The sequence below is a fragment of the Salipaludibacillus sp. CF4.18 genome (assembly GCF_051262595.1).
Lineage (GTDB): Bacteria > Bacillota > Bacilli > Bacillales > Salisediminibacteriaceae > Salipaludibacillus > Salipaludibacillus neizhouensis.
On record NZ_JBIMEV010000037.1, the window covers coordinates 19,902 to 44,423 of the forward strand.

The 24,522-nt window shown below is 37.2% G+C and carries 17 protein-coding genes; 15 read left to right on the forward strand and 2 right to left on the reverse strand.

The genetic code is table 11. The features are described from left to right. Positions 1-4: 4 nt before the first annotated feature. The 6 genes from ACHABW_RS18240 to ACHABW_RS18265 all read left to right on the forward strand — a co-directional run bounded on the left by ACHABW_RS18240 (position 5) and on the right by ACHABW_RS18265 (position 6,135). A complete protein-coding gene (locus ACHABW_RS18240) occupies positions 5-1,210 on the forward strand; it encodes a Tm-1-like ATP-binding domain-containing protein (protein ID WP_435757358.1) in 1,206 nt (401 codons plus the stop codon). Between the two features lie 18 nt (positions 1,211-1,228). After that, complete coding sequence (locus ACHABW_RS18245) at positions 1,229-2,050, forward strand: phosphoenolpyruvate hydrolase family protein (RefSeq protein ID WP_435757360.1); 822 nt, start codon at positions 1,229-1,231, stop codon at positions 2,048-2,050. A gap of 32 nt (positions 2,051-2,082) precedes the next feature. Then, on the forward strand, positions 2,083-2,256 hold the full coding sequence (locus ACHABW_RS18250) for a XapX domain-containing protein (RefSeq protein ID WP_435757362.1): 174 nt from the start codon (positions 2,083-2,085) through the stop codon (positions 2,254-2,256). A gap of 64 nt (positions 2,257-2,320) precedes the next feature. Further along, on the forward strand, positions 2,321-3,223 hold the full coding sequence (locus ACHABW_RS18255) for a DMT family transporter (RefSeq protein WP_435757364.1): 903 nt from the start codon (positions 2,321-2,323) through the stop codon (positions 3,221-3,223). Positions 3,224-3,317: 94 nt separating this feature from the next. Then, positions 3,318-3,755 carry a 2-hydroxycarboxylate transporter family protein gene (locus tag ACHABW_RS18260; RefSeq protein ID WP_435757366.1) on the forward strand — a complete coding sequence of 146 codons (438 nt, stop codon included), beginning with the start codon at positions 3,318-3,320 and terminating at the stop codon, positions 3,753-3,755. A gap of 1,081 nt (positions 3,756-4,836) precedes the next feature. Beyond that, complete coding sequence (locus tag ACHABW_RS18265) at positions 4,837-6,135, forward strand: lysine N(6)-hydroxylase/L-ornithine N(5)-oxygenase family protein (RefSeq protein WP_435757368.1); 1,299 nt, start codon at positions 4,837-4,839, stop codon at positions 6,133-6,135. Positions 6,136-6,194: 59 nt separating this feature from the next. Here ACHABW_RS18265 and ACHABW_RS18270 read toward each other — a convergent pair whose 3' ends face one another. Continuing rightward, positions 6,195-6,722, reverse strand: a complete 528-nt coding sequence (locus ACHABW_RS18270) for a D-glycero-alpha-D-manno-heptose-1,7-bisphosphate 7-phosphatase (RefSeq protein ID WP_435757370.1) — start codon at positions 6,720-6,722, stop codon at positions 6,195-6,197. A gap of 134 nt (positions 6,723-6,856) precedes the next feature. After that, the gene (locus tag ACHABW_RS18275) at positions 6,857-8,311 is read right to left on the reverse strand and encodes a carbon starvation CstA family protein (RefSeq protein WP_435757372.1); all 1,455 of its coding nucleotides are present in this window, start codon (positions 8,309-8,311) and stop codon (positions 6,857-6,859) included. A 430-nt stretch (positions 8,312-8,741) separates the two neighbouring features. On the opposite strand from ACHABW_RS18275, the gene ACHABW_RS18280 reads away from it, so the two are divergent. From ACHABW_RS18280 to ACHABW_RS18320, 9 genes are all read left to right on the forward strand, one after another. Further along, positions 8,742-10,577 (forward strand): UbiD family decarboxylase, encoded by a 1,836-nt coding sequence (locus ACHABW_RS18280; protein ID WP_435757374.1) that lies wholly within the window; start codon positions 8,742-8,744, stop codon positions 10,575-10,577. Positions 10,578-11,307: 730 nt separating this feature from the next. Further along, positions 11,308-13,650: a helix-turn-helix domain-containing protein gene (locus tag ACHABW_RS18285; protein ID WP_435757376.1), complete on the forward strand. Its 2,343-nt coding sequence runs from the start codon at positions 11,308-11,310 to the stop codon at positions 13,648-13,650. 396 nt (positions 13,651-14,046) lie between these two features. Beyond that, the gene (locus ACHABW_RS18290; RefSeq protein WP_435757378.1) at positions 14,047-15,573 is read left to right on the forward strand and encodes an extracellular solute-binding protein; all 1,527 of its coding nucleotides are present in this window, start codon (positions 14,047-14,049) and stop codon (positions 15,571-15,573) included. A gap of 142 nt (positions 15,574-15,715) precedes the next feature. Beyond that, positions 15,716-16,603 carry an ABC transporter permease gene (locus ACHABW_RS18295; RefSeq protein WP_435757392.1) on the forward strand — a complete coding sequence of 296 codons (888 nt, stop codon included), beginning with the start codon at positions 15,716-15,718 and terminating at the stop codon, positions 16,601-16,603. A gap of 26 nt (positions 16,604-16,629) precedes the next feature. Beyond that, positions 16,630-17,505 carry a carbohydrate ABC transporter permease gene (locus ACHABW_RS18300; RefSeq protein WP_435757380.1) on the forward strand — a complete coding sequence of 292 codons (876 nt, stop codon included), beginning with the start codon at positions 16,630-16,632 and terminating at the stop codon, positions 17,503-17,505. A gap of 92 nt (positions 17,506-17,597) precedes the next feature. Next, positions 17,598-18,887, forward strand: coding sequence for a Gfo/Idh/MocA family oxidoreductase (locus ACHABW_RS18305; protein WP_435757382.1), 1,290 nt, complete (start codon positions 17,598-17,600; stop codon positions 18,885-18,887). A 16-nt stretch (positions 18,888-18,903) separates the two neighbouring features. Next, a complete protein-coding gene (locus ACHABW_RS18310) occupies positions 18,904-21,072 on the forward strand; it encodes a glycoside hydrolase family 88/105 protein (RefSeq protein ID WP_435757384.1) in 2,169 nt (722 codons plus the stop codon). A gap of 24 nt (positions 21,073-21,096) precedes the next feature. Further along, positions 21,097-23,541, forward strand: coding sequence for a glycosyl hydrolase (locus ACHABW_RS18315; RefSeq protein ID WP_435757386.1), 2,445 nt, complete (start codon positions 21,097-21,099; stop codon positions 23,539-23,541). An 84-nt stretch (positions 23,542-23,625) separates the two neighbouring features. Then, positions 23,626-24,339, forward strand: coding sequence for a YesL family protein (locus tag ACHABW_RS18320; protein ID WP_435757388.1), 714 nt, complete (start codon positions 23,626-23,628; stop codon positions 24,337-24,339). Positions 24,340-24,522 lie beyond the last annotated feature (183 nt).

The following is a 24,522-nucleotide window of genomic DNA, read 5'->3' on the forward strand; positions in this document are numbered from 1 at the left end:
CGATATGGGTAAAAAAGTGCTAATGATTGGTTCGCTAGACACGAAGGAAGAGGAATTTCTTTTTGTGAAGAAAATAGTAGAAAAAAATGGAATTGAAGTAATCTTGATGAACACAGGTATTTATGAATCAAAATTAACGGGGGATATTACCAGTGCGGAGGTAGCTAAAGTTGGTGGTCACGAGATTAGTGTACTCCGTGAAAAAAATGATCGTGGAACGGCTGTAGCAACCATGACCAAAGGCGCTAATACTATGGTTCAAAAATTATTATCAGAAGACAGTATATCTGGTATTTTCGGTATGGGCGGAACAGCTGGTACGACAGTTGCTGGTACAGCCATGCAGAGTGCACCTGTTGGATTGCCAAAAGTCCTTGTTTCTACTGTCGCTTCTGGAAACACTCGTCCGTATGTTGGAGATAAGGATATTACGATGATGTATTCTGTGGTAGATATAGCAGGTATTAATAGCTTATCAGCTAATATATTAAAGAATGCGGCAAACGCAATAAGTGGTATGGTTCAACTTGCTGATAATGCCCCTAAGATAGAAAAAAGACCAATGATCGCCGCAACGATGTTTGGGGTTACGACTCCGTGTGTTACTAAAACGAGAGAAATATTAGAATCAAAGGGGTATGATGTACTAGTTTTCCACGCAACCGGTACAGGTGGAGATGCTATGGAATCTTTAATTCAAGATGGATTTATAGAAGGTGTGGTAGATATCACAACTACAGAGTTTGCTGATCTATTAGTTGGCGGGATTTTCAGCCCTGGAGATGACCGTCTTGAAAGTGCTAGCAAACATGGAATTCCGCAAGTTGTTTCAGTTGGTGCGTTAGATATGGTTAACTTCGGGCCTCCCGAAACAGTCCCTAAGGAATTTAAGGATCGTCTTTTTTATCAACATAATTCAACAACAACATTAATGAGAACAACGGTTGAAGAAAACCGCCAACTAGGAAAAATGATTGCTGATAAATTAAATAAAGCGCACGATAAGACAATTGTGGTTCTTCCAAAAGGCGGGGTATCGATGTTAGATACAGTGGGGCAGGCTTTTGAAGGAAATGAACAGCGAAAAGTATTATTTAACACTATTAAAGAAAATTTAGCAGACCATATTCCTTATATTGAAGTTGAGGAAGACATAAATGATTCTTCCGTATCACAGTTAATGGCAGACGAATTATTAAAATTAATGTAGAAAGGAAGGGTGAATAGAATGACAGTAGCAAGAGAAGAAATATTAAATAGGTTAAGGGAGAATATTAGGAATGGAAATGCAATTATAGGTGGTGGCGCAGGTACAGGACTATCTGCGAAAAGTGCAGAATTAGGTGATATCGACTTGATTATCATATATAACTCAGGACGTTATCGAATGGCTGGAAGAGGATCTTTAGCAGGCCTTATGCCCTATGGAGATGCAAATCAAATTGTGGTAGAGATGGGCAATGAAGTGTTAACTATTGTAAAGGATACCCCAGTACTTGCTGGTGTATGTGGAACAGATCCATTCCGTGATATGGACTACTTTTTAAAACAATTGAAGGATATGGGGTTTTCTGGAGTGCAAAATTTTCCAACGGTTGGTTTGACGGATGGTCAATTCCGACAAAACCTTGAGGAAACAGGGATGGGATATGATTTAGAAGTAGATATGATTCGGAAAGCAAAAGAGCTAGGGTTATTTACTGCCCCATATGTATTCAACAAAGAAGAAGCGATTAAAATGGCAGAAGCTGGAGCAGACTTGCTAGTAGCTCACGTTGGTTTAACTACCAAAGGAGCTATCGGTGCACAAACTGCATTAAGTTTAGAGGAGTCCGTTAAATTGGTACAGGAAATTCATGATGCTGGGAAATCTGTAAATGAAGATATTATCGTTATTTGTCATGGTGGTCCAATTTCTGAGCCTGAAGACGCCAAATATGTATTGGATCATACAACTGGTGTATCCGGGTTTTTTGGAGCCTCTAGTGTGGAACGTCTCCCGACTGAAGTAGCCATTCGTGAACAAGTGAAAAAATTCAAGGAAATTTAAATGTCAATAACTGATTAGAAAAAGGTGGGGAAATGATTCAAATATTTTTAGCTATTGTTTCTGGAATTATTGTTGGATTTGTGTTTGGATTGGTAAAATTACCAATACCGGCACCACCGGCATTATCTGGAATAGCAGGCATTCTGGGGATTTATCTGGGTTTTAAATTATATTTGTTTGTTTTACCTATTATTATGAAAATATGAACGTAAGAAGGTCACTACTTGATAAGTAGTGACCTTAGATTTTATATAAAGAGGGTGCTCTAAAATGCGATTGGTACTTCTTTATACTTTACTGGTAATAACCATGTGTGTTTGGGGATTTAATGTGATTGCTATTAAAGTCCTCGTAACAACATTTCCAACGTTAACGATTACAACTTTACGCGTGTTTATCGCATTTTTGTCGATTTTACCATTTATTTTGATCAAAAAATCGTGGAAAAGGATGTCGAAACGTGATGGTTTATTCTTATTAGGAATATCATTAACCACGATATTAGGTCATCAATTTTTTATGTCAGTTGGATTAAATCATACATCTGCGGTAAACGGTGGTTTGATATTAGGGACAGTACCAATTGTTACATCTGTAGCTGCAGCTATTTTTTTACAGGAGAAATTCAATATCCATAAAGTTATAGGGATTTTGTTTGGGTTTGTTGGAGTCGTTATAATCATGCTAGCTGGTTCGAGATACACCTTATCCATTAATTTAGGAGATTTATTATTTATATGTACAGTGATTGTACAGGCGATAGGATTTGTATTTGTCAAGAAAATATCAGATAATATCGATATTCTATTAATTACCGGTGTTAGCCAGTTATTAGGAAGTATGATGTTATTTGGATTAAGTCAGGGATTAGAACCTGATGGATTATCAGCCTTAGATACAGGTACTTGGAAGATTTGGCTTATATTTATCTTTTCAAGTGTGGTTGCAACTGGTATTGGCCATTTCTTATACAATGTTGCGATTCGTGAATTAGGTGCAGGGAAGTCAGCTATTTTTTTAAATCTAACTCCTTTCTTCTCCATTTTAGGGTCGTATTTATTCTTAAATGAATCGATAGAACCTGGCCACTGGATTGGTTTGTCTTGTGTCATAATAGGTGTATTGTTCGGTTCCGAAACTTTGAATCGTCTGGTTAATTTTGAAAAGGTCTAAGTGAAAGAATTGCAAAAAAATATATTTATAGTAATAAGAGCGGAACATGGTTAAAGCATTTAGCAACCCTATGCTATAATGAATTCTTGTAGCAATGGCAAAAATCTTCAATCTTATTCCAAAAAGCATCGTAGACGGGGCAAGTCAATGGTATCAATTCGTTGCAAAAACATTTACATTAGCCCTACTTTTTGGAATTGGTGTTGCATATACAGACTTAAATGCGGTTTTGGCTGCTTTAAGCATACAATATGTCCTTATCGTAGGAGCGGTAGTGCTAGGCGCAGCGATAGGAGCTGGTATTATGGGGAAATTTGTAGGTTTCTACCCTATTGAATCAGCAATCACTGCTGGTCTTTGTATGGCGAACATGGGTGGAACCGGTGACGTTGCCGTACTATCTGCTTCCAAGATCAATGGAATTAATGCCCTTTGCTCAAATTGCTTCAAGGTTAGGCGGAGCTTTGATCCTTTTATTGGCAGGATTGCTCATTCCTTTATTTTTATAAGTCTTTCGAGGGGTTCTCATTAATGAGGCCCCTCTTATTTATTACATCCAATGTGCAGCAGCAAGGAGGTCACTCCATCACGGTCTAAAAACATTCCAATCGTCATCAAATCACCAGTCCTCTGACTTAGTTTTTCAAACGGGGGTTAATTTATTCACTGTTTGAGATCCAGCTGGTTATTAGTAAAGTGAAAAAACACAAGCGGACGCTAAACAGTTCAACGGGCTTAGCTACTACCGGTTACGCAGCCTGAAAGGCGCATCAGAATAAGGACTCATACTTGATTTTATACTGCTGGTTCACTCACTCCATAAAACGTTTGAACTTAACATGTTGCTTCAGCCTATTGAAAAAAAACTCAATAGCCTTTACGTAAACGGTACATCTCACTGAAATCTTAGGGGCTACCTCTACCTACTCTATAGTAGTAGTCGTCCCGGTATTTTGGTTATTTTTATCTTGCTGATTTATGATCCCTTACCTTTTCTTCATTTATAAGCTCTTATTCTTCTAATCTGGGATTTGTCTTTCAGGCTACGGAACCCCCTCAACCCAGACACCGATTCAATTCAAAGATATATATAGAACAGTTTTTAGTAGATGGTCAGTATAACTTACTAATGCGCCTTTTATCTTTGTGTGGCTAGATTTTAATGAATTTAAAAGTCATAAGATTTTTATTGAAAAAATTACAGAAATTGCAACATTTGATTGATACATGGTCAATGGAGGGATATAACGATGATGAGACCGACAAATGACACTGGAGAAGAATTGAAAAAGGAATGGGTTGAACTTATTCATTTAATACGTAAACTGGAAAACTCTTTTGGAATAAATTAGGGATTTTTTTCAAACAGTAAAATGTAACGAGCCACTTTGCCATCGTACCATGTGGTCCACCTAATTCTAAGAAGATGGTCTTTTTCAAATGAGCAAACGCGGTTTAATAAACTAGGAAATGGAAAACCAATGATAAGGGGTTTGTGACTCAAGAGCTTCTTATTATTCAGCATTCCCTTATAATATCTTCCTTTCCTTAAGAATTACTTTTGACTTTTCTCCTAATAATAGGAGGAAAGGAACTTGAGGAGGAAAGATAGGATGGATAATAAGGTGTATGATTTAGTAGGTGTGGGAGTAGGGCCTTTTAATTTGAGTCTTGCGGCTTTACTCGATGAACTTCCGGAAGTGGAATCTGTTTTTTTTGATCAAAAACCTCATTTTGATTGGCATCCAGGCATGTTAATTGTAGGTACAAGACTTCAGGTCCCTTTTATGGCAGACTTGGTAACGTTAGCGGATCCAACAAATCCATATAGTTTTTTGAATTATTTATCTCAAAAAAATCGCTTGTACCCATTTTATTTTTTACAGCGCTTGGATATTCCAAGAAGAGAATACAATGATTATTGTCAGTGGGCTGCTAAAGAATTGAAAAATTGTCATTTTGGAAAAAAGGTCGTAGAGTTAGATTACATCGAAAAGGGAGAATATTTTATCATTTCCGTACAGGATATCCATACGGAAGAGACAACTACATATAAAGGTAAACACCTTGTGATAGGTACCGGCAGTGATCCTGTGATGCCTGAATCATACCAAAGCCTTTCAGGAGAAAATGTTTTTCACACTTCTCAGTTTCTAGAACGTCAAGATCGATGTAGAAAAGCGAAATCGATTACTGTCGTTGGGTCAGGTCAAAGCGCCGCAGAAGTGTTTCGCGAATTGTTAAAAGAACGGATGATGCATCACTATCAATTGAATTGGATCACTCGTTCGAGAAGCTTTTTGTCTATGGAAGAATCAAAATTAAGTGTGGAACAATTTTCACCAGATTACGTGAATTACTTTTACCAATTTTCTCAAGAAAAAAAGGACGAAATATTTGCATCGCAAGATTTGCTCTATAAAGGTATTAGCTCGCATACCATTACCGATATTTATAATTTACTTTATGAAAATTCGGTTTCTGGACAAGAAATGAATGTTGATTTACAGGTCTTAACAGAAGTGAAAGGAATAAAAGAAAAAGGAGAGTTATATGAGATCCAATGTAATCAATGGCAACAAAATAAAGCATTCACACAAGAAAGTGAAGTCGTAATCGTAGGGACTGGCTATCGTCCTAATGTTCCTGGTATGATTAATAAGTTAAGATCTTATATATCCTGGGATGATCAAGGCAGGTATGAAGTCGAGGCTGATTATCGTTTACGTCTGAATATTCCTAACCAAATTTATGTCCATAGTGGAATTTCACATTCACATGGAGTAGGATCGACAAACTTAGGCCTTGCCGTTCATCGAAATAAAGTCATCATCAATCACTTAATCGGCAAAGAAGTTTTTCCGATTTACGATAAGTATGTGTTTCAAAATTTTGACGCAGAGAAGTATTAGAGTACTATCAATTATTTACAACTAGTGTTAAAAGATCGCATTAATCTTTTAACACTCGTTTACTTTTTACATATCCAATGAGCAAAGGATATCAGATCAGGGAAAATCATGTCTGCATTTGCATGAGTTTTTTTACGATCCCCAACAAGAATGGTTTGCACCCCGGCTTCCTTTCCAGCCTCAATGTCCGGCTCTCGGTCACCGACCATAAAACTATTGGCTAGATCAATATCATATTTTATAGCGAGGTCTAAAATCATTTGCGGCTTCGGCTTGCGACATGCACACATAGCGTGTGGCTTATGAGGGCAATAAGCGATGTCATCAATTTTGGCTCCATATACAGCTAAATCATCCTGCATTTTTTTATGTACATTTTGCAAGGCAATTTCCTCCATAAAACCAAGTCCGATACCACCTTGATTCGTGACTACAAAAACCTTAAATCCTTCCTCATTAAACAGTTTAATCGCTTCGCCAACCCCTTCTAATAAATAAAAATCCTTAGGCTTGTTCACAAACTTTACCCTGTGACTTAATACTTCGTTAATCACTCCATCACGGTCTAAAAACATTCCAATCGTCATTCAATCACCAATCCTCTGAGAGTAGTTTTTCTATCGGTGTTTAATTTATTCACTGTTTGTGATATAGACAGTTATTAGTAAAAAAGTGAAAAAGCACAAGCGAGTAGCTTGTGCTTTCCATAATTGATCTAGTATTAAGCTGCAGTGTGTTGAGAATCTGAGTTATTATTTTTGTGTGAGATTATTTGTTTTATATACCAGCCAATAATAATCAACGTGAGCGCTGTTCCAATAACAAGCGAAATATTGTATCCCATGCTAAATCCTTCTGGTGCATAGAAAATGTACGTACATACGACTCCTGACATAAAAATAGCCGGGATGCCGCATATCCAGTGAAATTTACTATTTTTAAGTAAATACATAGCTCCGGTCCAGAGCATTACTGTAGCAACAACTTGGTTCGTCCACCCGACGTAGCGCCACAAAAACGAATAGTCGATGGTAGATAAGAAGAAAGTAGGAATCATAATAAACACCGTTGCTATAATAACGATGAATTTTCCCTTTCCCTGACTAGCGCCTTCCGTTTTCTTAAAACTTTTACTTAATAGTTCAATCAGCATCATTCTAGATGAACGAATTGCCGTGTCTCCAGTTGTAATAGGTAAAATAATAACTCCTAAAATAGCAAGAATTCCACCTAGAGTACCTAATAAGCTTGTTGATATTTCGTTTACAACACCAGCTGGCCCACCGGCAGCTAAAGCTGCTTGAAGACCTTCTGTTCCGCCGAAAAAAGTCATGCCGGCAGCTGCCCAAATCAGCGCAATAACTCCTTCTGCAATCATTGCACCATAGAAAACCTTTCTGCCGTCAGATTCTTTTTTTAACGTTCTAGCAATGATGGGACTTTGCGTACTATGAAATCCGGAAATTGCACCGCAGGAAATGGTTACCATTAATAATGGCCAAATCGGTAAATCTCCTGGATGTAAATTAGCGAACGTTAGGTTAGGGATAGATGTGTCAGAAAACAGTAAGGATATAGCAATCGAGACGGCCATGAAAATTAAGATTGCCCCGAAGATCGGATAAATTCTCCCGATAATTTTGTTTACTGGTAAAAGAGCGGCTAATACGAAATAACCGAAGATCGCGATAAGAGCCACGATAAAGCTTAGCGGTGTGATTTCTGAAATTAACTGTGCTGGACCTGCTGTGAATGCAGCGGCAACTAGTACCATTAATAAAATAGAAATAACATTGATGAAGCCTTGCATTGTTTTTCCTAAATATCTTCCTACGAGTGTTGGGTATTGTTCCCCGTTATGACGTATGGAAAGCATTCCGGAGAAATAGTCGTGCACTGCTCCTGCAAAAATACAGCCTACAACAATCCATATAAAGGCAATTGGTCCGTATAAAGCGCCTAGAATGGCCCCGAATATTGGACCTAAACCTGCGATATTTAATAATTGAATGAGACTGCCTTTCCACCAACTCATTGGGACGAAATCCATGCCGTCTGATTTCGTATAAGCGGGTGTTAGTTGTGAGTCATTTATTCCAAAAATTCGTTCGACTACTTTGGAATAAACGATGTATCCGACAATAAGTAATATAATTGCAACTAAGAAAGTTATCATAGTGTGTGTCTCCCTGATGTATGTCATATTATTTAACTATAGAAAATAGTTTAACGACTTAAAGCAAGAAAAACAACCCTTATTTTCAGAAAATACTTATAAATCAAACTAATTGTAGTGATGAACATAGGAATAGCAATATGTTTAACGCTTACACAAGTGTTATTTTAAAATAATGGCACTGTTATCACTGATTGTTGTTTTGAATTTGAACAGTGGGATACTTGAATTCACTACAGGTGGACGCTTTCCGCGGGTTCTTTATCTAACAACTCGATTTACGTACATGAAAGATAGATGATGAGCTACTTCTCTTTTACGCCAGATTATGCGAATATAGAAGTAGTTTAATATGTATGAAATTTAGTTATAGCTAGCAAAATAACTCTCTTATATATCGTAAGTTTAAAGAGATTGGAGCATGTCTATTATGTATCAGAATTTAGAAGATTGTATTGTTGATTTAGAAAAAAACGGTCATTTAGTACGCGTGAAAGAAGAAGTAGATCCGTACCTGGAAATGGCTGCGATTCACTTGAAAGTATATGAGGCTGGAGGGCCTGCCTTGTTATTTGAAAATGTAAAAGGCAGTAAATTCAAAGCGGTATCCAATCTTTTTGGTACTATTGAGCGAAGTAAATTTATTTTTCGCAGTACATGGGACTCCGTGCAAACGGTCATTGCTTTGCGCAACGATCCAATAAAGGCGTTAAAAAATCCATTTAAACACGTGAAAACAGGATTAGCAGCTTCGACTGCTTTACCGGTTAAGAAAAATAAAAATGCTCCCGTTACTATGGAAGAAATCAGCATTGAAGATATTCCTTCTATTCAACATTGGCCAATGGATGGCGGGGCATTTATCACGTTGCCTCAAGTGTATACGGAAGATCCGGACAAGCCGGGGATTATGAATTCGAATCTTGGAATGTATCGTGTTCAACTTAATGGAAACGACTATGAGACCAATAAAGAAATTGGTCTCCATTATCAGATTCATAGAGGTATAGGGGTTCATCAAGCCAAAGCAAATAAGCTTGGAAAACCTTTAAAAGTCAGTATTTTTATAGGTGGACCTCCCGCGCACACTCTATCATCGGTCATGCCTTTGCCGGAGGGAATGAGTGAAATGACTTTTGCGGGATTACTAGCTGGCCGTCGCTTTCGGTATAGCTATATCGATGGTTATTGTATTAGTAATGATGCAGATTTTGTGATTACTGGTGAGATTCGCCCGAATGATACGAAACCTGAAGGACCTTTTGGGGATCACTTAGGGTATTACAGTCTTACTCATTCATTTCCGGTAATGAAAGTACATAAAGTCTATGCGAAATCTAATGCGATTCTACCTTTTACGGTTGTTGGTCGACCGCCTCAAGAAGATACGGTATTTGGGGAAATGATTCATGAGTTAACTGGTGGTGCGGTAAAACAAGAACTACCTGGTGTAAAAGAAGTACATGCTGTTGATGCTGCAGGGGTCCACCCGCTACTTTTTGCAATTGGGAGTGAACGATACACTCCTTATCAACAAGTAAAACAACCAACAGAAATCCTTACGATTGCAAATAAAATTTTAGGAACTGGACAACTAAGTTTAGCGAAGTTTTTATTTATTACTGCCGAAGAGGATATTCCTTTGAATTCTCATGATGAAACGGCATTTTTGAAGTATATATTAGAACGGATTGATCTGAAAAGAGATCTTCATTTTTACACAAATACAACGATGGATACACTTGACTATTCAGGGACTGGGTTAAATCAAGGAAGCAAAGTTGTTATTGCTGCTTACGGCGATAAAAAAAGAGAGTTGTGTACGGATGTGCCTGATGGTTTAAAAGATATTAGTAAGTTTGGAAATCCTCAACTAGTAATGCCGGGAGTTGTAGCCATAGAGGGACCGGAATTCCAAAACTATGATCTTGCGCAAAAAGAATTAAAAGAGTTAGATGATACGATTCAAGCAAAGGGTCCCGTAGAATCGTGCCCGATGATCGTATTATGTGATGACAGTACATTTATGAGTGCGACAGACAAAAATTTTCTTTGGGCTACTTTCACACGAAGTAATCCTTCTCATGACATATACGGAGTGAACAGTTCTTATGAAAACAAACATTGGTCTTGTGAAACAATGATTATTGATGCTCGTATTAAAACTCATCATGCACCACCACTAGTGGAAGATCCAGGAGTGGAGAAACAGATTGAAAGAGTGTTCACGAAGGGAGCGAGTTTGGAGGGAGTCAACTTCCGATGAGAGGATAAACCGATGAAGGTATTTGTCTAAGAAAAAAGAAGAAATTCGAAGAGAGACCCTTTTGTTGTTCACCAAATTCCACCCCGAATATAAGACCATGTTTTTTACCGATAGTAAACAACAATGGATTGAAGTTAGGGAAGATAAAAGAGTAGTCGTTACAGTTTTTATTTTCAAATGAAAGGCTGTCTACACGTAGACAGTCTTTCTCCTATTAGGAGCGTGGATAGTGACACTAGCTGCCCAGGATTAGATTGAATTAACCATAGGAAGTTATAGTTACATTCAGAGGATGTTGCCATACTGAGTGTTACTATAAAGAGATTATAACTACACTTAGCTAGACTTGCTAGTCTAAATGGAACCAAGATTAACACTATCGGCTCGATTGGCCTTTTTGAATTCAATAATTCGCTTTCAATTTTAAAAATATACACAATTATAACCCTTTACTCATTTGCATACTTCTTGCAGTGATAACAAGAATGTGGTTACATTTGGGAAGTTAAAAAAATATAGATTTGACCATGTTTTCTTGAGGGAAAGTGTGGTACTTTTTTATGCTTTTTTCGGCATTAAATCGGGTTTAGAGTAACAAATACGGTTAGTAGTTTAGCAAACATCTAGATTATTCGACAGAATACCGCACAAAAATTCAGACTAGTGTAGTATAATGATAATGCTTACATAATTGGTGGGGAAACGATACAGGAATAAGGTGGGGGACTGAGTGCTTAAACATCTCAAGAATACTCAGAAAAATACATATGGTTGGAAAAGTCAGTATTTTCGTAAAAGTTTTATTCTAATTCTTTTGATTGCGTTTACTCCAGGATTAATATCAGGGATTGGTATTTACTGGTTTGGAGTTAGTGAAGTGGAGGATTCGCTTAAGGAAATGCATGAAAGTCAAATAATACAGCGAGCAGAAAACATAAATGATCAATTTGATTATCTTGAGACTTCTGTCTCACATTGGGCATTTGAACCTAGATTCAATTCGTCATTAATGGATCTTAATTATGTAGAAAATTTTCAAGACACTCGTGATATCGTTCGAACACTTCTTGTTTTACAGGGGAGTAATCCGATGATTGATAAGGTGGAGCTTTATGTTGATTCTCCAACACCTGTAATATTTAAACCGAGCTATAACGTACTTGAGGAAGAAGAACATGAATTTTATCAGTCAATTTTAGCAAATCACAAGAATATAAGTTGGAATCGACTTTATTATTCTCCAAATGAAAGTGAGTTTGAAGACCCAACCCCGCTTGTTCTTACTCATAGTATTCCTGGAAACAGCAATGCCCCATTCGGATCTATTATTTTAATATTAGACCGTGCGAAGGTGGCTGATATATTTAAAGCATTAACTCCATATGACAAAGGTGCAACATTTTTGTTAGATGAAGATAATAATGTTTTAGTAGCTGATAACAGTACAGGAGAAGAATCATTTAATCAGATGGTGAGAGAGAGATTACTAAATGAATTTGACAATGGGCCAGCGGGTTCTTTTACTTTTGAATATTCAGATGAAACGTATTCTGTTTCTTATGGGAAAATGAAGAGAATAGACTCTGAATGGACATATGTATCAGCTGCACCAATGTCCTCGATTACAACGCCAATCGTTTTTATATCAAAGATTATTATCCTCATCAGCTTGGCAGGGCTACTATTGGCTTTAATTTTATCGTGGTTTGTTTCTAAAAAGATATATAGTCCCGTAGCAAAACTGATAAAGGTACTTAGTGCCGAGGATAAGTGGTCAAATGATGAAAAAAAGGATGAGTTCTTACTAATTGAACAGCAATTTAATGAATTGTCAAAGGAAAGTAAATCATTACAAAATCGGTTAACGACACAGCTGCCTCAATTAAGGAATAGTTTTCTACTGCAACTTATTCAAGGGTATTTGTATCATTATACAGAACAAGATTTATACAATCGAATGCAAAACTATGGATGGGAATTAAAGGAACACTCCTTTGTAGTGATTGATATTCAAGTATTAGGTTTACATGAATCCAAAGGGGCACTTATGAAGCAAGATGAAAGTTTAGTTGATTTTACGTTGACAAACATAATGGAGGAAGCTTCACACCAACGATTTGATCAATATAATGTCATCAATTTTTATGATCTATCGACAGTAGTCCTCATTGTTTATCCTAGTAATAAAGAAATGAGAGCAGAATTACATGGCTTCTCTGAACAAATTACGGATATTCTTAATCGAGTACTTCAAACACAAGTAACGGTAACGATAAGTAAACCGGATGAAGAAATAAAACGTATTCCGTACTTATTTGAAGAGGTACGACAGGGAAAACGGTATCGTAATTTTGAAGATGAAAATCAAATCATTGATTTACAAACGATGGAACCTTCTAAAAACTTAAATTATATTCACTATCCATTTGAAATTGAAAAAGAAATTTTACAAGCTATCCGAATAGGACATATCGATGAAGCGGAGAAATTAATAAGGGATTTTATACAGGAACTTATTGAAGAAGGAAGTAAAGAAATTAACATTTTACCAGCAATTACACAATTGTTTAGTAGTATTCAACATGAAATACTGTATTCCGGAATTCACCCAAATGAGATTTTTGAAGGGAAGAATATGTTTGAAGAAGTGACTCACCTGCGCGAACCTGAACAAATGGTCATTTGGTTAAGAGATGAAGTCATTACTCCTTTTGTTCAGAAAGTAGAGGGAAGAGTTAATATTGAAATGAAAAGTGTTGTTGAACAAGTTTGCACATATATTCAAGAGAATTTTAAGGAGGATGTCTCGTTAGAAAGCTGTGCGGATGATGTAAAAACGAATCCGTATACGTTAAGTAAAGCTTTCAAAAAAGTGATTGGTGTTAATTTCATAGACTACTTGACTGGATTAAGAATGGATAAAGCAAAAGAGTTACTTCTGCAAACAAATATGAAAATTAACGATATTGCTGAAGAAGTAGGTTACCGGCATAGTTATTTTAATCGTATTTTTAAAAAGCAGGTTGGTGTTACTCCGAGTCAATACCGGAAAAAGCTTACTAATGAACAATGATTAACAGGAAGCATTACTTAACCCTTCAATTATTATTGGGGGTTAGTAATGCTTTTGTGTTGTTTTTTAATTAGAGCAGAGAAGTACTTTATTTCCTACCTTAGGTTATGAATAGATGCTGTATTGCAAGAAAGTGTGGTTTGCCAAGAAAGTGCAAATTCGAGTGAAAAGGTTTACATATAAGGTTTTTACATATGTATTCCTTGTAATAACGGATAGCAAAAATTGAATGTTGTTGGAAAAATGTAAACGCTTTATATTTAGGGTGTGAACCGGAGAACCTTGGAAAATTTAATTCATGCTTTGAAGCAAAGGGGGGAAATGAAAGTTCTATAAAAAAGGTTCTATGTATTGATGGTTCGATTCACTCAATTAGAATAAGGGGGAAATGTACAAATGAAAAAAACATCTTTAGGTATTTCACTAGGACTTTTTGTTTTCTTACTTGCCGGTTGTAATAATGATAGTAATTCAGAGGCGAATGCAGATGCTGATTCAAATTCTGACGGCGGAGAAGAGAGGTTGTCAGTATCTATTATGGCCCCATCCTTTGCAGCTGAGCCTGCTGGCGAAGATAGTCCCGCTTTACAGGCAATAGAAGAGTATACGAATACAGATATCGATTTACAGTTTGTAGCCAATGCAAATTATGAGGATCGTTTTAATGTAACGTTGGCTTCAGGGGAATTCCCAGAAATTATGGTTGCAAACAAAGAACCAAGTTTTATCAACGCCGCAAGGGATGGTGCATTTTGGGACTTAACAGATCACTTAGATGACTATGAAAATTTAAGCCAGGCGAATGAAATTGTATTAAATAATACAACGATTGATGGCCGAATTTATGGTGTGTATCGTGCAAGACCACTTGGAAGAAATGGTGCCGCAATTAATAAACAATGGTTAGATAATCTTGGTTTAGAAATGCCTGAAACAATAGAAGAATTTCACGAAGTACTAAGAGCCTTTACAAATGATGATCCAAACCAATCGGGTAAAGATGATACGTATGGAATGGTCGTATCTGAATGGGAAGGGCCATGGAATACGATGCAAGTTTGGATGGGGGCACCTAACCAGTGGGGCTTTGATGAAAATAATAAGCTAGCTCCGGATTTCACATTTGATGAATACCGTGAAGCACTCGTTTTTTTCAAGGAGTTATATGATGAAGGATTGGTCAATGAAGACTTTGCTGTAATGGATTCCGGACAGTGGACGGAACCGCTCGTAAATCAAGAAGCAGGTGTTTTTGTAGACGTGCTTGATGCAGCGAATAGAATTCAAAATCAAATCACGGAAGGCTATACGGAAGAAAATCAAATTTTAGATGTTTTTGGAGCAGTTGAAGGGCCTCATGGAATGCATACGTTACCAACTGCAGGATATGCAGGTATGCTTGCTATTTCCAAAACAGCTGTAGAAACGGAAGAAGAATTGAAACGAGTATTGCAATTTCTAGACGATTTGAACGATGAAGAAGTTCAGAATCTTGCCTATATAGGTGTGGAAGGTGTTCACCATGAAATTGTAGACGGCGTTCTTGATATTACTTCACAAGCAGATGGAGGAACAAAGTTTGAAAGTGAAGTTTCTGATTTAAATCAGTTCCAAATGGCTATTCCTGAAGAAAACTTTATGGTACAACCACAAACCGCATTGCAAGAGAAAGCAGATGCACTGATGGAAGAAAATATGGAGTTTGTCGTAGCTAATCCTGCAGAACCATTGATTTCTCCAACTTATACTGAAAGAGGACAACAGTTAGACAATATTATTGATGATGCTCGTATTCAGTACATTGTTGGACAAATTGATGATGCAGAATTTGATGCAGAAATAGAAAGATGGATGGGTGCTGGCGGTACTGAATATATTGACGAAATTAATCAGGCTTATGAAGAATCTCAGGCAGCTGAGTAAAAAATCCCTATTAGCCTGATGGAGCAGGGGATCCTCCCCTGCTTTTCATCAAAATGAAAGGAGAAACAATATGCCAAAAGTAGATGTGGACCATAGTACTTCAATAGAACCAATATCAGTTCGTAAAGTATCTAAATGGAAAATGTTAAAAAGGGATAAATGGCTGTTTTTATTATTATTGCCAGGGCTCATCTGGTTCCTTGTTTTTAAATATGTTCCAATGTGGGGCGCTTTAATTGCATTCAAAGATTATTCTCCTTATTTAGGTTTTTGGGCCAGTGAGTGGGTTGGTTTTACTCATTTTGAAAGATTATTTCAGAATCCTGATTTTTACAGAATACTAAAAAATACATTGGTTCTGGCATTTTATGAAACGATATTTGTTTTCCCAGCTCCGATAATTTTGGCGCTGATGTTAAATGAAATTAGATTTACCAAGTATAAAAGAATCATCCAAACGGTTATTTATATCCCTAACTTTATGTCATGGGTAATCGTAGCCAGTTTATCCTACGTTTTCTTAACGACAAGCGGTGGGGCTGTAAATGTAATCATTGAGAGTTTAACAGGACAAACCTTTAACTTCTTGTCCAGTCCGGAATGGTTTCGCTCGATGATCATTGGACAGCAAATTTGGAAAGATGCAGGATTTGGAACAATTATATTCTTAGCAGCACTATCTGGTGTAAGTTCCGAACAATATGAAGCGGCAATCGTTGATGGGGCTGGCAGATTTAGAAGAATGTGGCACGTGACATTACCAGCAATACGCAACGTTATTGTCATTTTGTTAATTTTACGGATGGGAAATTTTCTTGATCAAGGATTTCAACAAATCTATTTAATGACGAATTCTTTAAATCGCTCTGTAGCTGATGTGTTTGATGTTTATATTTACTTTTCCGGTATTACCCAAGGTGCATTCAGCCACAGTACTGCAGTAGGTTTATTCAAGGGTGTCGTTGGAATTATATTAATTTTATCGACAAGATATATAGCCAAAAGATTAAACCAGGAAACGTTATTTTAAAATCTATTTCATAAATAGAGGGGGTAATGGTTGTGAAATCGCATAATACACCATTAGGCAGAGTATTTGATGTTTTTAACTACATCATTCTAGCCATTATTGCACTGGCTATGATTGTACCATTTTTCTATGTTATAGCTGGATCGTTTTCAACCGAATCAGAGCTAGCGCGAAGAGCATTTTTCATTATACCAGAAACATTTTCCCTTAATGCTTACAAGTATATTTTCTCCACACCTACATTTATTAGAGGTATAGGGGTTTCTATCTTTGTCACAATAGCGGGGACGTTAATTAGTTTATCATTAACTTTAACAATGGGATATGCCTTATCGAAATCACGCTTAATTGGGCATAAGTGGTATATTTATATTGTTATTTTTACAATTATTTTCCAAGGTGGGATGATACCTACATACCTTCTAATAAGGGACTTAGGTTTACTAAATTCTTTATGGGCATTAATTTTGCCAATTGCAATGAATCCGATGTGGTTAATTATTGTTATTTCGTTTTTTCGCAATATTCCTAAAGAGTTGGAAGAGTCGGCACGTATTGATGGATGTACCGATTTAGGGGTATTTTGGAAAATTGCATTGCCTTTATCAAAACCGATCATCGCAACTTTCGCTTTGTTTTACGCAGTGCAATACTGGGGAGACTATTTCAATGCACTTTTATATATAAGTGATAATTCAAAGTACCCTGTGATGCTATTACTGCAAAACATTATGACGATGGCTGATACGCAATTTGGTGAAGTGGATACTCTGGTTGAACAGCCTGATGAATCACTTAAGTTGGCTGTCATAGTTGTAGCTACTGTACCAATCATGTTGGTTTATCCATTTTTACAAAAGCACTTTGCTAAAGGAATGATGTTAGGTTCAGTGAAGGGTTAAAGTGAAATCAGTCATCATAGAAAAAGTAGCCGTAGTTTGAACTGCTATGGCTACAATAGTAATTAAAGAAAATGAGTAAGGGGAGATGACCAATGAAAAAGACATATGTGTTAATCGGAACAGGCGGTCGGGCAGAGTTTTTCTATGGAGCTTTGACTAGCGAATTCAAGGAAACGGGAGAATTAAGGGCGTTTTGTGATATCAACCAAACTAGAATGGATTATGCGAACACCTTATTACAAAAGAAATATGATCACCCGGCTGTCCCAACATACTTAAGTGATGAATTTGAAAAAATGATTGAACAAGAAAAACCTGATTTCGTGATCGTAACAACGGTGGATCGTACGCACCATACATACATTATTAAAGCATTAGAACTTGGCTGTCATGTGATTACAGAAAAACCAATGACCATCGATGCAGAAAAGTGTCAAGAAATTATTGATACAGTTCATCGAACCGGAAAAGAAGTCCGTGTAGCATTTAATTACCGCTATGCACCACACAATACAAAAATTAGAGAGCTCATTAAAGATGGCACGATTGGGGATGTTTATTCAGTGAATTTTGAGTGGGCATTAGATACCCAGCATGGTGCTGATTATTTCCGGAGATGGCATCGGGATAAACGGAACAGTGGCGGGTTACTCGTACATAAATCGACCCACCACTTTGATTTAGTTAACTTTTGGCTTGGAACGGAACCTGAAACAGTTTATGCAAATGGAGGACTTCGTTTTTATGGAAAAGAAAACGCAGAGTCTAGAGGTGTTACGAAATTTTATCAACGGGCACATGGAAGTGAATATGCAAAGGAAGATCCATTTGCGATACACATGGAAGATAATGAGCATTTGAAAGCGATGTACTTAGATGCCGAGAAGGAAGATGGCTACCAACGTGACCAAAGTGTGTTTGGAGATGGAATAAACATTGAAGACACATTAGGAGTGATGGTTACTTATAAAAACAAGGCGATGTTAACGTATTCGTTAAATGCTTACTTACCTTGGGAAGGATTTATTATTTCCTTTAATGGTAGTAAGGGAAGAATTGAAGTAAAGGTGCGAGAACAGTCGTATATTAATTCGGGTGGAGAAAAGGCAGATGAAGGGGCGATTGAAGAGAAGTCTATTCATGTGCTGCCTATGTTCGGAAAGCCTTATGAAGTAGAAGTTTCAGAGGGTGAAGGTGGTCATGGAGGTGGAGATCCCGCTCTATTACGAGATATTTTCGGTACTCCTGAAGAAGATGAATTTCATCGAGCAGCCTCGCATGTTGATGGCGCGATGTCTATCCTCACTGGTATTGCTGGAAACATATCTCTACGCACAGGCCAAGCAGTAAAAGTGGATGAATTAGTAAACATTCACAGATAGAAATGGAGTGAGATGATTGGAAACCTATATAGATTTAAATGAAAGCATTTATAGCAAGTTAACTGATGATGTGGCAGAGATGTTAACCACGATTGCTGGCCGCTATATAGGGGATAATCCGCCTCATCCTGTTGTTTATCGGGCATTTAACAAAAGCGGATTAACTAGGTTACTGGATTATCGGTACGATTTAGATTTTAGTGAAAAATTCCCTGGATGTAAGGATGGACAGTACATCTATGCATGGGCAAAGATATGGCAGGACGATGAAGCAGATTTTATGTTTGCCTTGAATTGTTACGGTCCGGTTCAAGTATATCTGAATGATGAACTTGTTTATCGCTCCACGATCGTCGAAGAGTTAGACCCAAAGAGAAGAAGCGGTTTTAAGCTAACATTAAAAAAAGGCTGGAATCACTTTTTATTAAGGTTTATGAAAACAACCTCTGGAATTGGCGGGATTTTTGGCACAGGTTCTTTCAAAAGGCATCCGATGCACTTTTTGTCTCCTCTAAAGGAAAAGGAAGGTCAAGAAGGATGGGTGTTCACGGAACCTTTAAATGCTCCAGTTTCTGAATTAGATTCAGTAAATTGGTTTCCTAAGGAAGAACCCGACCAAGCTTTGCAAATGGCAAGAATGTTTGGCGAACAAAACAATAACTATGCAATTGCTTGGACAAAAATAAAAAACACATCCTTTGAGCAAAAAGAGATTACCTTAAGTGGTCGATGTAAAGGTGCCTTGGAAATATTTATTAATGAAATAGTAGTTTTTAAAGCAGATGCAAGTAGATCTTTTCATCTTGCAATTGATTTACCTTTTGGAGTGAGCGACGTTCTCGTCAAGAGTACTTGTTTAACCGAAAACTGGGGGTTTCATTTAGAAACGACTCAAGAGGGTGTGGAATTTGAACTTCCTTATCCGGTGAAGGGGGCGAATGATCATTGGTTATTCGTTGGACCCTTTGATAGAAATCAAGTGTTGGACTTAAATACACTGAAGAGTATGGATTCACTCAAGGAAGGGGCAGACTCTAGGATATTTTGGAGGCTTAATCAGCCAAATACATGGGTCAGACCATACCTGGAAAATCGCTTGTTCGGAAAGTGGGATTATCCGTTGGGCGTTACGTTATACGGATTAATTGAGACTGGAAAAGAGCTTCAGCGCGGTGACATCATCAAATATGTCATAAAACATATGGAGACGAGTACGGCTTTATATAAGTATTCACTCTGGGATAAAGATGAATATGGTGCTGCGGGTATAAACAATCAACTGTCAGCGATTGATAGTCTGGATGACTGTGGTTCATTCGGAGCAACCATGCTTTTAAGCGAAGAAACTGCACAGATTAAAGATGCAACCCATATAGCGGACGACATCGTAAACCATATTACAAATATTCAGGATCGACTTGCTGATGGCACTTTATACCGCCGATTTGGAAGCGTAGATTTCATGAAAGATACGATATGGTGTGATGATTTATATATGAGTACACCATTTTTATGCCGCTATTATAAAAAAACAGGTGATCCGTCGTATTTAGAGGATGCTGTACATCAATTCTTACAATATAAGAAGTATTTATATATTCCTGAACTAAAAATCATGTCACACGTATATGATTTTAAATTTGATACTGCTACGAATGTACCTTGGGGACGGGGGAATGGATGGGTATTATTTTCTCTATCCGAGTTGTTGGCTGTCTTACCTGAAAGTCATGATAAAAGAAATGAACTTCTTACTTTTTTCCGTGAATTATCAGAGGGATTTACCCGGCTACAAGGTGAAAATGGCATGTGGCACCAAGTATTAACCGATCAAGAATCATATGAAGAAACATCCTGTACATCGATGTTTGTTTGTGCATTTTCGAGAGGGATACGTCATGGGTGGTTAAAGAATAAGGAGCACTACGTTCAATCTGTTTATCGCGGATGGGAAGGAATGGCAAAAAGAGCCATTGATAAACAAGGAAATGTATATGGCGTTTGCCAGGGGTCAGGCTATTCTTTTACAGGTGATTACTATAAGAATGATCTAACATGGATTTTAAATGACACACATGGAACAGGGATCGTCTTATTAGCTGGGATCGAAACAATGAAACTTAAAAAGGCACTGGAAAACTCGAATAATGATGAGCCTAGTAAATGGAAAAACGAAGTTGTATGAGGAGCCAAAGGCAGGTGTGACGAAATGACTGTGGCGAGCATAAGAGAACAATTTTTGAGTCCCTCAGATGAATATACGCCAATTCCTTTCTGGTTTTGGAACGACCAGTTAACAAAAGAAGAAATCATAAGACAAATCCATGATTTTTATGATAAAGGGGTTACTGGGTTTGTTCTGCATCCTCGAATTGGCATTCCGAAAGAAATAGGTTATTTATCTGATGCTTATATGAAACTGGTTCAAGTTGCAGTAGCAGAAGCAAATGACTTAGGGATGACTGTCATTCTATATGATGAAGGCATGTATCCTTCCGGTTCTGCAAATGGGCAAGTTGTTAAAAAGAATCCTGAGTTTGCTAGTCGAGGTCTCAAGATGGTGGAATACCCTTGTGAACAAGGAGATAATACTATTTCCACAGTAGTATCATCCGGGGAACAACTTGTCTCTATTCAAGCAGTTGAAAAACTTTCCGAGTCAGCTATTAATTTCGAAAAGACGAAGGTAATCGGTGATCAGGGTGAACAAATATCGTTTTCGCCGCCGAATGACAGTGAATGGTCGATTCTACTTTTTATTGAGACGTATACTAATGGAACAATTAGAGGTATTCATTTCGGTGAGGATGATGGCGAAGAAGCTGCACCTAAATCTGCCGACCTGCTGAATCCTGATGCTATGAAAACATATATTCACCTTACACATGACAACTACTACTCGGCATTAAAGGAATACTTCGGTAATACTGTTATTGCGATGTTTACGGATGAACCGGATATGCTAGGCAGAAACTCGGATGCAAACTTGATGCCGTGGACTAATGATTTTCTCGCATTCTACATACGGGCAGGAAATGAGGAATCATATTTGCCAGCTCTTTGGTTTGATGCGGAGTCTCATTCCTTGGAAATTAGAAAAGCATATCGGAAAACTGTAAATGAGAAATTAACAGCATCGTATTACAAACCAATAAGTGATTGGTGCCAGTCACATCATATTTCGTTAACCGGTCATCCGGCAGCTAGTGATGATATTGGGTTATTGGAACATTTTCAAATCCCTGGACAGGACGTTGTTTGGCGTTGGGTTGCACCTGAAGACGGGAAGGCACTAGAGGGGCAACATACTACTGCTGGAAAGTGTTCTGCTGATGCTGCCAGACATCGTGGGAGACGTAGGAATTTAAACGAAGTGTTAGGAGTTTGTGGTAAAGAAAGCGCTTGGGCATTGAGTCCTGGCGATATGAAATGGTATTTTGATTGGCTGTTTGTTAGAGGGGTAAACCTCATTACTCCACATGCTTTTTATTATTCCATTGACGGGATGAAGAGAAGTCATGAACGGCCTCCGGATGTAGGACCAAATAATAGTTGGTGGCCTTATTATAAACAGTTTGCCCAGTATATCAAACGGATGAGCTGGTTAATGACAGATAGTGTCAATACAACTGAAATAGCGGTGTTATGTGAGGAAGATCATTTACCATGTGAAATAGTGAAACCTCTGTTTGAAAATCAAGTGGAGTTTAACTATTTGGAGGAATCATTGTTTCTCAATAGTTCAAGGATTGATAAAGGTTTCCTCAAGATTAAACAGCAAAAATATCGTGTGCTTCTTATGGAAGCTAGTAAACAATTAGATATAAAAGTGGAGCGGAAATTAGCGCAGTTCATAGAAGACGGTGGCAAAGTTGTTAGTCTTGGAGATTCACCACTGAGGGATGCTGTTTCGATTTCACAGAATGACTCTATTATTGATGTACTAGATGGCATTCATGAACGACAAGTATTGTTATCTCCTCAAGGGAAGGATATCAGGGTAAGTAAACTCAAGAAAAATGACAAGGTATTTTATGTGTTTGTTAATGAAGGTGAAGCAGCTTATAGAGGTACATTAACTGTAAATGAAGAAGGTAAAGTGGAAGTATGGAGCGCATGGGAAGCATCTATTAAAGAATCAGAAAGTAATTGTGTACCAATCTTCTTGAATAGAAGGGAATCACTCATCTATTGTGTGGACCCGAATCAAAAACCAACTATTAGGGAACAAACTGTTTCAGCAAAAACGGGCAGAACAATCGATATAACTAGTGACTGGTCTATTAAGAATGAGAAATTAGCCTTTTCACTAAAAAGACTGCAGTCTTGGACAGAATGGTCAGGAATGAAGCATTTTTCAGGAAAAGTTACCTATGAAACAACTTTTGAATTAAACGAAGAAGATTTACTCTCGAAGGTTTCGATTGATCTAGGGGAAGTTTTTGAGCTCGCTCATGTTTTTATAAATGAGAACGATAGTGGCGTGAAAATGTGGGCTCCTTACCAATTTGAAATGAAATCAAGCGATTTAAAAAGCGGTAAAAATACCCTCAAGGTTGAGGTTACAAATAGTATAGCAAATAAAATGGATAACCTGTCATTAAAATCAGGATTGATAGGTCCTGTTACGATTCAAGTGAAGGACGAAGTTTAATAACATTTCAGTCAGGAAGTTTTTGAAGACTAGTTATATGCTAGAATTAAAACTATCAGAAGACATTGAAAGGAGAGGTTTTAATTGTTAAACGGTACTGGGTTTATGGGTAAATTTTATAAATTTGGTGAGATATCCATTTTTTTAGTATACGTCAATTTTTTATGGATTTGTTTTTCTTTACTTGGTCTGATTGTTTTTGGGTTAGGACCTAGTACTGTTGCCATGTATGGTGTATGCAGGAAATACTTAATGTCTGAAAGTGATATACCAGTTTTTAAAACATTTTGGAATCTGTATCGTACAGACTTTTTAAAATCTAACTTCTTATTTTGGATTCTGTTTGGACTAGGATATATCTTATATATCAATTTAAACTTCTTTACGGTTGATGGAGAGTGGATTCCACTTATTTCTACGATATTATTACTTTTAACCACATTAATTTACAGTATAATGCTTATCTATATTATTCCATTGTTTGTTCACTATAATAATTCTTTTTTTAGTTATTTTAAAAATGCTATCTTAATATCGATCTATCATCCAATACGAACTATATATGCGATAGCTGTCCTTTTAACCATTTATCACATATTTTATTTTTATCCTGTATTAATTATCTTTGTAGGTCCTAGTTTATTCAGCTTTATTTTAATGTACGTTACGTATCGAACATTTCTTGGGATTGAAGCAAAACGAGAGAGACTTCAAGAAGAAGCGGAAGAAAAAGAATTAGGAAAAGAGAAAGAAAAATCTCAGCAAAACATAGAAGAAGTTAACGGCCAACATGTTTAGTTAATACAGGATTTTTAGTTTTTTTAACAGATAATCTATAAATTTCTTGGTTTTATAGAGATTGTTGGATGCTTTTGAACAGGGAGTCTCGAATCCGCTTTAGTAGGCGGACGCTTTCCGCGGGCAATGCTTTAGTCTCCTCGGACAAAAACCGTCCTGCGGGGTCTTCAGCTATTGCTATTC

Coding starts and splice junctions, on each gene's coding strand:
- ACHABW_RS18240 (WP_435757358.1), top strand. CDS start 5: ATGGGTAAAAAAGTGCTAATGATTGGTTCGCTAGACACGAAGGAAGAG.
- ACHABW_RS18245 (WP_435757360.1), top strand. CDS start 1,229: ATGACAGTAGCAAGAGAAGAAATATTAAATAGGTTAAGGGAGAATATT.
- ACHABW_RS18250 (WP_435757362.1), top strand. CDS start 2,083: ATGATTCAAATATTTTTAGCTATTGTTTCTGGAATTATTGTTGGATTT.
- ACHABW_RS18255 (WP_435757364.1), top strand. CDS start 2,321: ATGCGATTGGTACTTCTTTATACTTTACTGGTAATAACCATGTGTGTT.
- ACHABW_RS18260 (WP_435757366.1), top strand. CDS start 3,318: ATGGCAAAAATCTTCAATCTTATTCCAAAAAGCATCGTAGACGGGGCA.
- ACHABW_RS18265 (WP_435757368.1), top strand. CDS start 4,837: ATGGATAATAAGGTGTATGATTTAGTAGGTGTGGGAGTAGGGCCTTTT.
- ACHABW_RS18270 (WP_435757370.1), bottom strand. CDS start 6,722: ATGACGATTGGAATGTTTTTAGACCGTGATGGAGTGATTAACGAAGTA.
- ACHABW_RS18275 (WP_435757372.1), bottom strand. CDS start 8,311: ATGATAACTTTCTTAGTTGCAATTATATTACTTATTGTCGGATACATC.
- ACHABW_RS18280 (WP_435757374.1), top strand. CDS start 8,742: ATGTATCAGAATTTAGAAGATTGTATTGTTGATTTAGAAAAAAACGGT.
- ACHABW_RS18290 (WP_435757378.1), top strand. CDS start 14,047: ATGAAAAAAACATCTTTAGGTATTTCACTAGGACTTTTTGTTTTCTTA.
- ACHABW_RS18295 (WP_435757392.1), top strand. CDS start 15,716: ATGTTAAAAAGGGATAAATGGCTGTTTTTATTATTATTGCCAGGGCTC.
- ACHABW_RS18300 (WP_435757380.1), top strand. CDS start 16,630: ATGGTTGTGAAATCGCATAATACACCATTAGGCAGAGTATTTGATGTT.
- ACHABW_RS18305 (WP_435757382.1), top strand. CDS start 17,598: ATGAAAAAGACATATGTGTTAATCGGAACAGGCGGTCGGGCAGAGTTT.
- ACHABW_RS18315 (WP_435757386.1), top strand. CDS start 21,097: ATGACTGTGGCGAGCATAAGAGAACAATTTTTGAGTCCCTCAGATGAA.